This is a genomic window from Vibrio makurazakiensis (genome assembly GCF_050337375.1).
GTDB lineage: Bacteria > Pseudomonadota > Gammaproteobacteria > Enterobacterales > Vibrionaceae > Vibrio > Vibrio makurazakiensis.
On the sequence record NZ_JAKJSW010000119.1, the window covers coordinates 1 to 13559 of the forward strand.

Consider the following 13559-nt stretch of genomic DNA (forward strand, 5'->3'; position numbering starts at 1 on the left):
AATCAGAGGGGACAGTGAGAATAGTTATACTTGGAGCACAAAAAAGCGGCTTCAAGAGCCGCTTAGATAGTATTTAATATCGGTAAGTCAGTATTAGAAAGTGACTTTGAAATTCATACCGTAATATTGAGAATCGTATGTAGCTCCAGAGTCCAAAGCAAACYTAGCTGCGCTTTGGTTTTCACCCCAAGGTGTCGTTGTGAAGTTCACTTCTGCTTCACCGCCCCAAGCATCACTTACCCAGTAGTGGATGTGGCCGACAGGGTTTAAGAAGAATAAAGATACATCACCCATAGTCTCAGAACCCATTACTTCACCACCAGAAGAGACGATATCTTGTTCCGCTTCTAACATCAGTTCACCAACAACGGCACCGAAGAAAGGAGTGATGAAAAGATCTTGCCATGATGGAACTTCAGCAAAGGCTTCTACACCGTATTCCCAGAAGAAGGTCGACATTGTCCAAGAATACATGAAAGATTCAAATTCGTTAAAGCCAGCATGTCGTGCAGCTGTGTAGTAAACGCCGCCAAAATATGGGTGCATGACATAGTTAAGGAAGTGTTCATCTCTATCCCATACAGGGCCGCTTGAAACGTTATCTTTCCATTTTGAACCCAGTTGACTTAGATCTCGCTGATCGTCATCCCACTTAGTAATACTTTCGGGAAGGAAAGTCATTAGGCCAACGGTTGCAACACTTAAACCAAGGATCGTGTATGTTTGACCCATTAAGTAATCCCAATCTTTCTCTTCACTAACCGTAAGGAATTTAGGTTGACCACTGATAGACAAATCGTACTCGTCACTTGCTTCACTTAAGGCATAAGTATTGCTAGGTGAGTAGCTATACAAGTTATCGTTAACGCAGTACTCTTGTGTGCAATCAACAGTGTACGAAAGCTCAACGTGTTGCGCGAAGTCATATTGGCTTGCGGTAGAACTAGCTGTAAATAACATAGTCAATGCAGCAATAGTTTTGTTCAACACGGGGAATTTAGGCACAAGGGGCTCCAAAAGTAATTGATAATAGATCAGGGTCACAATTATCTATTAAATGAAGTTTCATGGGAACTAAAAATTTAAAATTAACAGAAACTTAATTGGATAGTTGGTTGTCTCATTAAACACGCCGAATTTCGGTAAGTGTTAAAATGACAGACTCATTTGTTATGACGCAAAGAATTAGCCGCAGGGCAAAGGACATAATTATGATAAAAATTGCAATGTTAAGCACAGGTGAAGAAGTTCTTCATGGAGACATTGTAGACACAAATGCAGCCTGGATGTCTGGAATATTTTATCAGCATGGTTTTTCTTTGGCTAAACGCTCAACAGTAGGCGACCAAATGAATGCATTGGTCGAAGAGTTGCTGATGCTGAGCTTCAATTATGATGTCGTCATTGTGAATGGTGGTTTAGGGCCGACTACTGATGATGTTAGCGCTGCTGCCGCTGCTTTGGCGGCCGATGAAAAACTCGTTATGTTTCCTGAGTGGCTAACTCGTTTAGAATCCATGTTTGCTAAGCGTGGTATGCCAATGCCCGAAAGCAACTTAAAACAGGCGATGTTGCCAGAAACTGCCATTATGGTTGATAACCCAGTAGGCACTGCTTGCGGGTTTAAGCTGGAAATCAATGACGCAGTTTTCTATTTTACTCCAGGTGTACCTAGTGAGTTTAAAGTGATGGTCGAAGGGCAAATTTTACCCGACCTGGCAAAGACTTACCCTGAAGTTGCCGCATCTGAGTGTAGCCGTTTATATACATTCGGCTTATCTGAATCAGGGATCTCTGATACTTTAGACCCGCTGAAGTTACCAGAGGGCTACGAATTAGGTTATCGCTCTTATCTACCATTTATCGAGGTGAAACTTTTTGGTCCAAAGCAAGGTTTAGAAACCAGAGTTAAGCTACTGCAAATGGTTTATAAACTATTGGAAGCTAATGTCGTAAGTGTCGATGAGTCGATGCTGACACACCTTGGCCACTTGATGGTAGAGCAAAAGCGAACTCTTTCTTTATCTGAGCAATCAACCAAAGGTTACTTATCATCTTGGCTTCAATCTGATGACAACATAGAGAGTTGTTGTGGGCATGCTTGGGTGATGGCTAAGCAAAAGAATCCTGATTTGGATGAGAGCGATCCACTGGCTGCGGCTTTCGCATTAGCTGGTGCGACTAGAGAAAAGTGCGCCACTGAATTATCGTTAGTGACAGGCAAACTTGAAGAAAACCGTTTTACTGTTGCACTATCTAGTGAGAATGGGGAATGGGGCCAGGTACTTGAGTTTTACAGAGATTTTAGTAGAGAAGACGCTAGAAAAGTGATCAGTGTTGTTGCAGCAGACATGCTGAGACGTCACCTTGAAAACAAGCCTATGTTTGGCTCTTATAGTTCAGTAAAACGTATTAAAGAAATGTTCATTCCTTCGAATGTTCTACAAAGTTAAATTTGATTTTCCTGAGGATACAAAAAGGCCAGCGTTATGCTGGCCTTTTTAATATTTGTTTAAGCGCGCTTTTTATTATTTAGACAAAGCACATTACTCAAAGAAACATCAGTTTTCGCTTTACAGATACAGGGTAAAACTTCGTCTCCCTGTGTGTAAGCCATAGCAAAACCAACATACTCAACTTCACCTGAGTTTAATGTGCAACGACAAGCGCCGCAGTGCCCATCTCGGCAGTTGTACTCTGGTTCTAACCCTGCTTGTTCCATTGTTTCCAATAGCGTATTCGAAGGGTTAGATTCGATAGAAGTCAGCTTGTTGATTTTGATTGTTGGCATTACAGCTCAAACCCTTCAAAGTCGTCAGCTTTTACTTCATTGTCAATTTGGCCAACTAGGTAAGAACTGATTTCTGCTTCTTGTGGAGCAACTTGTACGTTATCAGAAGACAACCAAGCGTTGATCCATGGGATTGGGTTTGATGTTGCTTCTGGGTAAGCAGTACCTAGACCAACAGCCTGCATGCGGATGTTAGTAATGTACTCAACGTATTGGCAAAGAATATCTTTGTTCAGACCAATCATAGAGCCATCTTTGAATAGGTATTCTGCCCATTCTTTTTCTTGCTCAGCCGCTTCTTTAAATAGGTCAAAACAATCTTGCTTACACTCTTCAGCGATTTGCATGAAGGCGAARTCATCTTGGCCATTAYGCAGCAAGTTGATCATGTGCTGTGTGCCAGTAAGGTGAAGAGCTTCATCACGAGCGATTAGCTTGATGATTTTCGCGTTACCTTCCATTAGCTCACGTTCAGCAAATGCAAATGAACATGCAAAGCTCACGTAGAAACGAATCGCTTCTAGTGCGTTTACAGACATTAGACATAGGTAAAGTTTCTTCTTCAGGTCGTGAAGTGAAATCTTAACGTCTTCGCCGTTGATGCTGTGGTTGCCTTCACCATAGCGGTGGTAGTCAGCCGTTAGCTTGATTAGGTCGTCGTAGTAGAAAGCGATGTCTTTAGCACGCTTAAGGATCTCTTCATTTTCAACGATGTCGTCGAACACTACACCTGGATCATTCACGATGTTGCGGATGATATGTGTGTATGAACGAGAGTGAATTGTTTCAGAGAAAGACCAAGTTTCAATCCAAGTTTCAACTTCTGGTAGAGATACTAGAGGAAGTAGGGCAACGTTAGGGCTGCGACCTTGGATAGAATCTAGAAGCGTTTGGTACTTCAGGTTAGAGATGAAGATGTGCTTTTCATGCTCAGGAAGTTTGTTGTAGTCGATACGGTCACTAGACACGTCAACTTCTTCTGGACGCCAGAAGAAAGAAAGCTGCTTCTCGATCAGCTTTTCGAAGATCTCGAATTTTTGTTGATCGTAACGTGCAACGTTTACCGACTGACCCAAGAACATCGGTTCTTTTAGTTGGTCATTTTTTTGTTGAGAAAAAGTACTGTAAGCCATAAATGCCTCAAATCCTTTAAAGACCCGCAATAAAACGGATCCTGTTAATGCTTTAAACCCAGAGAAGATAACTTCTCTGGGGTCTTAATGTTTGTTGCGGTTTAGATCTTACAACCGCCGCCTTCACAATCTTCTTCCGGCACTTGTACTGCGTCACCTTGGTCGTCTTTAGCACCATCACGTGTGTTGTGGTAGTAAAGTGTTTTAACACCATATTTGTAAGCAGTTAGCAGGTCTTGAAGCAGCTTCTTCATTGGAACCTTACCGCTATCGTAAACACTAGGATCGTAGTTAGTGTTTGCAGAGATAGCTTGGTCAACGAACTTTTGCATAATGCCGACTAAGTGCAGGTAACCGTTGTTAGAACCGATGTTCCAAAGTAGCTCGTAGTTCTCTTTAAGATTTAGGAAATCAGGAACTACTTGCTTAAGGATACCGTCTTTCGATGCTTTTACTGATACGTAACCACGTGGTGGCTCAATACCGTTAGTCGCATTCGAGATTTGAGATGAAGTCTCAGAAGGCATAAGCGCTGTTAGCGTAGAGTTACGTAGGCCGTGCTCCATGATCTCTTCGCGTAGAGTATCCCAATCGTAATGCAGTGGCTCTTCACATACTAAGTCGATGTCTTTTTTGTAAGTATCGATTGGCAGAAGGCCTTTCGCGTAGTTGGTCTCGTGGAAAGATGGGCAACGGCCTTGCTCTTTCGCTAGTTCAACAGACGCTTTTAGCAAGTGGTATTGAATCGCTTCAAAAGTACGATGAGTCAGGCCGTTTGCGCTGCCATCAGAGTACTTAACGCCATTCTTCGCTAGGTAGTATGCGTAGTTAATTACACCTACACCTAGAGTACGACGGTTCATTGTCGACTTACGTGCGGCTGGAAGCGGGTAGTCTTGGTAATCAAGAAGTGCATCTAGAGCACGAACTACTAGCTCAGAAAGCTCAGCTAAGTCGTCTAGTTCGTTGATTGCACCTAGGTTAAACGCAGACAGCGTACATAGTGCAATCTCGCCTTCATCATCTTCTACGTTAGAAAGTGGCTTAGTAGGAAGCGCGATTTCTAGACATAGGTTCGATTGACGAACAGGCGCTACTTCAGAATCAAACGGGCTGTGTGTATTACAGTGGTCAACGTTCTGAATGTAGATACGACCAGTAGAAGCACGTTCTTGCATTAGCAGAGAGAATAGCTCAACCGCTTTAACAGTTTCACGCTTCACTGAAGGATCGTTTTCGTACTTAACGTAAAGCTCTTCGAAACGGTCTTGGTTTTCGAAGAATGCATCGTAAAGACCAGGTACGTCAGAAGGAGAGAACAGGCTGATATTGCCACCCTGAACTAGGCGAGAGTACATAAGCTTGTTCAGCTGTACGCCGTAATCCATGTGACGAACACGGTTCTCTTCTACACCACGGTTATTTTTCAGTACTAATAGAGACTGAACTTCACCGTGCCATAGTGGATAGAATACTGTTGCTGCGCCACCACGAACACCACCTTGAGAACAACATTTTACTGCTGTTTGGAAGTATTTGTAGAAAGGGATACAGCCAGTGTGGAACGCTTCACCATTACGGATTTCAGAACCAAGCGCACGGATACGACCTGCGTTGATACCAATACCAGCACGTTGAGATACGTAACGAACAATTGAGCTTGCGGTTGCGTTGATAGAATCTAAGCTGTCACCACACTCAATCAGAACACAAGAACTGAATTGACGAGTAGGCGTACGTACACCAGACATAATCGGTGTAGGTAGAGAAATCTTAAACGTAGACGATGCGTCGTAAAAACGTTTGATGTAGTCAAGACGAGTCGATTTCGAGTATTTAGCGAATAGACAAGCAGCAACTAAAATGTAAAGGAACTGAGCACTCTCGTAGATTTCTTTTGTTACACGGTTTTGCACGAAGTATTTACCTTCAAGCTGCTTAACCGCTGCGTAAGAAAAGTCTAAGTCACGTTTGTGGTCGATATACGCGTCAAGCTCTTCAAACTCAGCTTTCGTGTAGTCTTCCATAAGGTGGCTATCGTATTTACCCATATCAACCAGTTTTGCAACGTGGTCATATAGTGCAGGTGGCTCATATTCGCCGTACGCTTTTTTACGTAGGTGGAATACTGCCAGGCGTGCTGCTAGATATTGGTAATCAGGAGTCTCTTCAGAGATCAAATCCGCCGCTGACTTAATGATAGTTTCATGGATGTCAGTTGTGGTGATTCCATCGTAAAACTGGATATGAGCTTTCAGTTCTACCTGTGATACAGATACATTATGCAAGCCTTCAGCTGCCCATGTGATCACGCGATGAAGTTTCTCTAAATCAATCGCTTCTTTACGACCGTTACGCTTAGTAACAGTAAGTTGTTGGTTCATTCTGCTTTATTTCCCTAACAAATCTGATTAAAGCCGTTTTTTTGTGTATTTCTGTGTAATTTTTGTAAATTACATGTCGGCTTTGTGATCTTGCTCTCCCCATATATTTTAGCTTAAACACTACATATAGGGGGTATTTGCTTGTTGCGTTACAAGATAGTGCTATCGATGATAATTTTCAAGGTACATAAATGGGATGGCTTGTGGATAACTGCAAATTTGAAAAAAAACAGTTAGTACTTACTAACTGATGGGGTTAGCTCAGACTTGATTGTATAAAAATAGCGTTTTACTGCTGGTTTAATTTTGGGGTGTTCTAAAAAAAAATCTCTTGATCTTTAGCTAAAAAAGGCAATGGATTTTAGCTGGCTAAATTTAAATCAGAGGTGGTCAAAATGGAATCGAGAGCACGAAAAACAGACTGAAAAAGGTCGCAAATTTATGGTAATTGCAACCTTTTTTAGGTGTTATAAATGATTTGTTTTGCTGGAGCTTCTAGATGAAGTTTTGCGTGTGTACGACGYAGTTAACATCTACGTTACTTCCAAGGCGGTAGGTATCAGTCAGCGGGTTATAATGTAAGCCAGTAATCCCTAGTTCTTGCAGTGGGGTTTGGTCAATCATTTTGATTAATTCAGCTGGGCGAATGAACTTCTCGTGCTCATGCGTTCCTTCTGGAACAATCTTTAGTAACTTCTCAGCGCCGACAATAGCGAATAAGTAAGATTTGAAATTACGGTTCAAGGTAGAGAAGAATACATGGCCACCCGGTTTTACTAATTTTGAACACGCTGTAATCACAGATTGTGGGTCAGGAACATGTTCCAACATCTCCATGCAGGTCACCACATCGTAAGTTTGCGGGTTTTGCTCTGCGTGGTCTTCTATGGTGCTTTGAATGTAATTTAGCTTAGCACCAGTTTCTAATGCGTGTAGACGAGCGACTTCTAGCGGCTCTTTACCCATATCTAGCCCTGTTACGACTGCACCTTCAACCGCCATGCTTTCAGCCAATATACCGCCGCCACAACCCACATCTAAAACCGTCTTACCAAATAAGCCATCAGCTTTCTCTAACACGTAATTTAAGCGAAGCGGGTTGATTTGGTGAAGAGGCTTAAATTCGCCTTCGAGGTCCCACCAGCGTGACGCCATATCTTCGAATTTTTTAATTTCTGCTGGGTCAACGTTTTGCGTTTTGGTCATAATCGGCATTTCCAAGTTTAATAATGCATCCATGAAGTTGTAGGCATTATAACTTGGCTTTTCTTGCTGACCAGAAGTTCTACAAATTTGCTATTTTGTTGACTGTAAAATAGCCAAGTATCAGCAAGATATGTAGGTAGCGTGCAATTTCTCGTCAATTGAATAGCAACAAGGGTCACAAGATGGTAAAAGGAGAGGGAAAGTGATGCCTCCGTAGGTAAATTTGTGTTATATTTTTCGGTCTTATACGTATTCAAAAATACGATCTGACTATAGAGGGAAAATGGCTCTATGAGCGATCTAGCGAAAGAGATCACGCCCGTAAACATTGAAGATGAGCTAAGAGGTTCATACCTAGACTACGCGATGTCCGTCATCGTTGGTCGTGCTCTTCCAGATGTGCGTGATGGCCTAAAACCAGTACACCGCCGCGTTTTATTCGCGATGAATGTACTAGGTAATGATTGGAACAAAGCATATAAAAAGTCTGCTCGTGTAGTAGGCGATGTAATCGGTAAATATCACCCTCACGGTGATAGCGCTGTATACGACACTATCGTACGTATGGCTCAACCGTTCTCGCTACGCTACATGCTAGTTGATGGCCAAGGTAACTTTGGTTCTATCGATGGCGACTCAGCAGCGGCAATGCGTTATACGGAAGTCCGTATGGCGAAAATTGCACACGAGCTTTTGGCTGACCTTGATAAAGAAACTGTGGATTACGTACCTAACTATGATGGTACGGAGCAAATTCCAGCAGTTCTACCAACAAAAATTCCTAACCTATTGGTTAACGGTGCCTCTGGTATCGCAGTAGGTATGGCTACCAACATCCCACCTCATAACCTAGGTGAAGTTGTTGATGGCTGTTTAGCATTTATCAATAATGAAGACATTACTATTGATGAGCTAATGGACTATATCCCTGGTCCTGACTTCCCGACAGCAGCACTTATCAGTGGTCGTAAAGGCATTATCGATGCTTATAAGACTGGCCGCGGTAAAGTTTACATGCGTTCAAAAGCGGATATCGAAGTAGAGAAGARTGGTAAAGAAACCATTATCGTTACTGAGATCCCTTACCAAGTAAACAAAGCTCGCCTGATCGAGAAAATTGCTGAACTGGTAAAAGATAAGAAAGTTGAAGGCATCAGTGCACTGCGTGACGAATCTGATAAAGATGGTATGCGTATTGTTATTGAATGTAAGCGTGACGCAGTAGGTGAAGTTGTACTAAACAACCTTTACTCTCAGACTCAGCTACAAACAACTTTCGGCATCAACATGGTTGCGTTGAACAACGGTCAACCACAGTTGTTCAACATTAAAGACATGCTTAAGTGCTTCGTAGACCACCGTCGCGAAGTTGTGACTCGTCGTACTATCTTCGAACTGAAGAAAGCGCGCGATCGTGCACACATCCTTGAAGCATTGTCTCTAGCACTAGCAAACATTGATGAAATCATTGAACTGATCAAGAGCGCACCAACACCAGCAGAAGCTAAAGTTGGTTTAGTGTCTCGTGGTTGGGATCTTGGTAACGTTGCTTCAATGCTTGAGCGTGCTGGTACTGATGCGGCTCGCCCTGATTGGTTAGAAGACCAATACGGTATCCGCGATGGCCAATACTTCCTAACGGAAACACAAGCACAAGCTATTCTAGAACTTCGTCTTCACCGCCTAACAGGCCTTGAGCACGAGAAGATCCTAGATGAGTACAAAGCACTTCTAGAAGAAATCGCTGAGCTAATGCATATTCTTGCAAGCACTGAGCGTTTGATGGAAGTTATCCGTGAAGAACTTGAAGCGGTACGTGAAATCTATGGCGACGAGCGTCGTACAGAAATCACAGCAGCGGTTCATGATATCGACATGGAAGAGCTGATTGCTCAAGAAGACGTTGTAGTAACGCTTTCTAACGCAGGTTACGTTAAGTACCAAATCCTAAGCGACTACGAAGCTCAGCGTCGTGGTGGTAAAGGTAAGAGTGCAACTAAGATGAAAGATGAGGATTACATTGAGCGTCTGCTTGTTGCTAATACTCACGATAACATCCTATGTTTCTCTACGCGTGGTAAGACATACCGTCTGAAAGTTTATCAACTACCGCAAGCGAGCCGTACAGCTCGTGGTAAGCCGATCGTTAACATTCTTCCTCTAGAAGAAGGTGAGCGTATTACGGCTATCCTGCCTGTTTCTGAATTCTCTAATGAGAAGTTCATCTTCATGGCAACGGGTGACGGTACAGTTAAGAAGACATCACTGGATCAATTCGCAAACGTACGAGCTAACGGCCTAATTGCAGTTAACCTACGTGATGATGATTCATTGATTGGCGTTGATATTACTGATGGTAATAGTGACATCATGCTGTTCTCGAAGTCGGGCAAAGTTGTTCGCTTCAACGAGGACAAAGTACGCCCAATGGGCCGTACAGCAGCAGGTGTTCGCGGTATGAAGCTTCCAGAAGATGATCAAGTGGTTTCACTGATTGTTCCTTCTAATGAAGGCGATATCTTAACTGTTACTCAAAACGGTTACGGTAAGCGTACAGAACTAGCTGAATACCCAACGAAAGGCCGTGCAACGCAAGGTGTTGTATCAATCAAAGTCTCCGATCGTAATGGCCCAGTTGTTGGTGCTGTTCAAGTTGAAGAAGGCGATGAAATGATGATGATCACCGATGCAGGTACGTTAGTGCGTACTCGCGTAGCGGAAGTAAGCCAAGTTGGCCGTAATACGCAAGGTGTAACTCTAATCCGTACTGCTGAAGACGAGAATGTTGTAGGTCTACAACGTATCGATGAAGTAGAAGAAGCTGAAATCCTTGATGAGGAAACTCAAGAAGGTGAACAGGTTCAAGCGGAAGGTTCAGACGCTCTTGCAGCTGAAACGCCAAATGAAGATGAAGCTGACTCAGAATAATTTCTGACTTAGATTCTGAAAAACCGAGCCTAACCGCTCGGTTTTTTTATACCTGAAATTTGATCATGATTATGAGTCTGTTGATTAAACCCCGACTGAAGTTGTTTCCTTGGTATAACTATTTAAGTGAAATTTAATGGGGTAGGTAAATGCAAATTTGGTTGTGGATAGCATTAACAGGAATGAGCGCCTTTGCACTATGCATTGTGTATTCGGCAACAAAGAAGACGAAGCAAAAGAGTCGTAACTTACTTTTTACTGTAGGTGTAATACTAAGCAGTATATTGATATGGACAGTAGTTAAGCCTGATATGCCGAATAAAGAGTCCTCTATAGTCGCTGGCCCACAATCTTCACAAGATTATGTAGAGACACTTCAGGAAAGTTTGAGAAATAACCCAAACCAAAGTGAAGTGTGGTTTAACATCGGGAATGTATATCTAGCAAAAGGGGAGTTTGAATCTGCTCTGACCAGTTTCGATTATGCTATTCGACTAAGCCCGCAAGCGACCCCAAACCAACTGACAGCTAAAGCAACCGCATTGTATTACGTGCGATCCCAACATATGGATAAAGAAGTCACGCAATTGCTAGACAAATCTTTAGCCCTTGATGAGTTCAATGAAGCTGCCTTGATGCTCATTGCTTCAGACCATTTCATTAGCTTTCGATATCAGGAAGCCATAGCTACTTGGACTAAAATTCTTGATTCAAATAGGCAGGAAATCGATAGAGTAAAATTGATTAACTCCATTAACCATGCCAAATCAATGCTCCCGTAACCACTGAATTCGTTGCTGATGATATGTAGATAACAAATTTATTAATTATACCATCGTTTATACGATTTAAATTTTGAGTACAATGGTAGTATAAAGGTCATAGAACAAAACTGTGACTGTTTAATATTCCTTAGTATTCCAAAGAAATTTCATTTAAGTGGTGAGTATGGGTCGGATAACAGAGCAAGAGCGCCAAAGAAAATTTCAAGAATTGGATGCACATGTCTGGGAAGTTTTTAAAGAAGGTGGTTGGTATGGTTTAACATATCAACGTCTTTCAGAAGTCTCTGGTTATAGAAAAAGTACGATACAAGGTTACTTCCCTTCAAATGCCGAATTCATCGATAGTATTGTTGGGAAAGCGTTCCCGGAAATGCTGCCATTCCTAGACCTTACTTCCGTAGAAACTTTTCTGGAAACCTGGACTCTAGAGTGCTTAAAACCTGCGATAAGGCACTATACCGCTCTTATCATGCTGGATGCGACGGTAGGGCTAAATGGTAGCTTTGCCAAGCAAGCCATCAACAATGTAGTGGAATTCCTGTCGGGCAGCTTCGGTTTGAGCCGTTCTGAAGCGCTTCACACGTTTAAATATATGATGGGTCATTCGATTATGGTTCAGGCTGGGCTTGAAACAGATGTAGATCCATTTTTTGGTAGAAATACTAATGCTCAATCATAAATGACAGTACATATAAAATCAGCCAACTACATTTCGTAGTTGGCTGATTTTTTAAGCATCGAATACGATAGCCAGTTAACAGAATAGCTTAATACAACAGATTACTCGTGGCCGCTTCTATTAATAGTTGTAATCTGATTCACGCTTCTCTGCTTGCTTGTCCCACTCTGGTGCAACAGTTTCTAAGAAGTGTTTCTTATCTGAATTCATCTTCTCCATATCCATTCCAAGCGCTTGCTGTGCTTTAACTTTGGTTGAGATATCTGGGATCTGAATCGGTTCAGTAATTCCTTTTTTCGCTAACAAACGTATGATTTTAGTTCGCGCATCAGCAGCACGGTCTACAGCAGTACCTAGTACTTCAAGTGCTACCTCAGGAGCATGCATATGAACGCCGTGAGAAGCAATTGCGTAGTCCCAACGCCATTGAGCGTGACGAATATCCAGTAGGATTGGCTCCATCTCTTGTTTAGTCGCACCTGCTTCCCACGCTGCTCCGGCCTCAAAGTGAGCGGCAACGATTTGTTTCTCCGCTGTCAGTTTCATGTTTAGTACTTGAGCTTTACGGCTTGAAACAATCTCACGCATAGTTTCTTTAGACTGGGTATGGCAGTTCGCACAGGTGTCTTCGAAACGGTCGAATGGGTTTCCTACTTTATGATCAGTGAAAACCGTCCCATCTTCTTTAGTTACTTTAGGCATATGGCAATCAACACAAGCGACTTTATTCTTACCATGTATACCTTCACGCCATGTTTCGTAGCCCGGATGTTGTGCTTTTAGCATTGGTGCTTTTGAGACTTTGTGCGTCCAKTCTTTAAAGCCGATCTCATCGAAGTACTCTTCCATTTGTTCAACTTTAGTACCGTTGTCCCATGGGAATTTGACACCCTTGGTAGGGCCTGTGAAATAATATTCGACATGACACTGGGCACAAACGGAAGCTTGTTGATCTAAGCGACTTTGGTTGTCAAAATTCTTACCGATAGTATCAAAAGCTCTTTCTACATAAGGGCGAGTTATTTTTAAAGCCGGCTCACCATTTTTGAAGTTTTCACTTTTAGTATCGTGGCAGTCAGAACATCCGATAGGGTTAGAAATTTCAGCTCCTAAACGTGCCCACTTCCCTTCAAAATACCCATCTTCTCCTCGCTCTTCAATTACWCGAGCGACATCTGGGCTTTTACAGCTCCAACAAGCCATTGGCATCGGGCCTGAAGTTGCATCAGTAGGGGCACCAGTACGTAATGTTTGTCTTACATCATCTAACGCGTAAAAGTGACCACGTGCTTTATTATAATCTTTCGCAAAGCCATAACCCGCCCACATGATGACCATGTTCGGGTCTTCAGCTAGTGCATCTTCTAGTGCTTCACTTTCGGAAGTCTGCTTCCAAGTTTGAAATTGGTCGGGATGGTTTTTCTCGAACTGATCATTTCGAGGATCACCGATGGTTTGTTCTCCAGTTGCAGCAAAACTAGCGACGCTAAACGAAGCGCAAGCAATTAATAGTGCGGCAATTGAATGTTGTCTCCAATGCTTTTTCACAGTGGTATCTCCAATATACTGATTTTTATACCAAGCGTTGTGAGGTTGCTATATCGAACAAGAATTGGAGAGTTCCCGTTTATATTAATTCATAAAATATAATAT

10 protein-coding genes are annotated in these 13559 nt (G+C 42.5%); 4 read left to right on the forward strand and 6 right to left on the reverse strand.

Annotation, left to right across the window (positions count from 1 at the left end):
- Positions 1–93: 93 nt before the first annotated feature.
- Complete coding sequence (locus L4C33_RS13760) at positions 94–1005, reverse strand: DUF3943 domain-containing protein (RefSeq protein WP_428813000.1); 912 nt, start codon at positions 1003–1005, stop codon at positions 94–96.
- Between the two features lie 206 nt (positions 1006–1211).
- On the opposite strand from L4C33_RS13760, the gene L4C33_RS13765 reads away from it, so the two are divergent.
- Positions 1212–2453: a CinA family nicotinamide mononucleotide deamidase-related protein gene (locus L4C33_RS13765; protein WP_428813001.1), complete on the forward strand. Its 1242-nt coding sequence runs from the start codon at positions 1212–1214 to the stop codon at positions 2451–2453.
- 59 nt (positions 2454–2512) lie between these two features.
- On the opposite strand, the gene yfaE is transcribed toward L4C33_RS13765, so the two are convergent.
- From yfaE to ubiG, 4 genes are all read right to left on the reverse strand, one after another.
- On the reverse strand, positions 2513–2791 hold the full coding sequence (gene yfaE / locus L4C33_RS13770) for a class I ribonucleotide reductase maintenance protein YfaE (protein WP_428813002.1): 279 nt from the start codon (positions 2789–2791) through the stop codon (positions 2513–2515).
- Positions 2791–3924, reverse strand: coding sequence for a class Ia ribonucleoside-diphosphate reductase subunit beta (gene nrdB, locus L4C33_RS13775; RefSeq protein ID WP_428813003.1), 1134 nt, complete (start codon positions 3922–3924; stop codon positions 2791–2793). The genes yfaE and nrdB overlap by 1 nt, the downstream gene beginning before the upstream one ends.
- A gap of 101 nt (positions 3925–4025) precedes the next feature.
- Positions 4026–6308: a class 1a ribonucleoside-diphosphate reductase subunit alpha gene (gene nrdA / locus L4C33_RS13780; RefSeq protein ID WP_428813004.1), complete on the reverse strand. Its 2283-nt coding sequence runs from the start codon at positions 6306–6308 to the stop codon at positions 4026–4028.
- Between the two features lie 495 nt (positions 6309–6803).
- Positions 6804–7547: a bifunctional 2-polyprenyl-6-hydroxyphenol methylase/3-demethylubiquinol 3-O-methyltransferase UbiG gene (ubiG, locus tag L4C33_RS13785; protein ID WP_428813005.1), complete on the reverse strand. Its 744-nt coding sequence runs from the start codon at positions 7545–7547 to the stop codon at positions 6804–6806.
- Between the two features lie 258 nt (positions 7548–7805).
- Here ubiG and gyrA point away from each other — a divergent pair, with 258 nt between their 5' ends.
- From gyrA to L4C33_RS13800, 3 genes are all read left to right on the forward strand, one after another.
- Positions 7806–10442 carry a DNA topoisomerase (ATP-hydrolyzing) subunit A gene (gene gyrA / locus L4C33_RS13790; protein ID WP_428813006.1) on the forward strand — a complete coding sequence of 879 codons (2637 nt, stop codon included), beginning with the start codon at positions 7806–7808 and terminating at the stop codon, positions 10440–10442.
- A gap of 149 nt (positions 10443–10591) precedes the next feature.
- Positions 10592–11224 (forward strand): TPR domain-containing protein, encoded by a 633-nt coding sequence (locus tag L4C33_RS13795; protein ID WP_428813007.1) that lies wholly within the window; start codon positions 10592–10594, stop codon positions 11222–11224.
- Positions 11225–11390: 166 nt separating this feature from the next.
- The gene (locus L4C33_RS13800) at positions 11391–11906 is read left to right on the forward strand and encodes a hypothetical protein (RefSeq protein WP_428813008.1); all 516 of its coding nucleotides are present in this window, start codon (positions 11391–11393) and stop codon (positions 11904–11906) included.
- Between the two features lie 120 nt (positions 11907–12026).
- On the opposite strand, the gene nrfA is transcribed toward L4C33_RS13800, so the two are convergent.
- Complete coding sequence (gene nrfA / locus L4C33_RS13805) at positions 12027–13454, reverse strand: ammonia-forming nitrite reductase cytochrome c552 subunit (protein ID WP_428813009.1); 1428 nt, start codon at positions 13452–13454, stop codon at positions 12027–12029.
- Positions 13455–13559 lie beyond the last annotated feature (105 nt).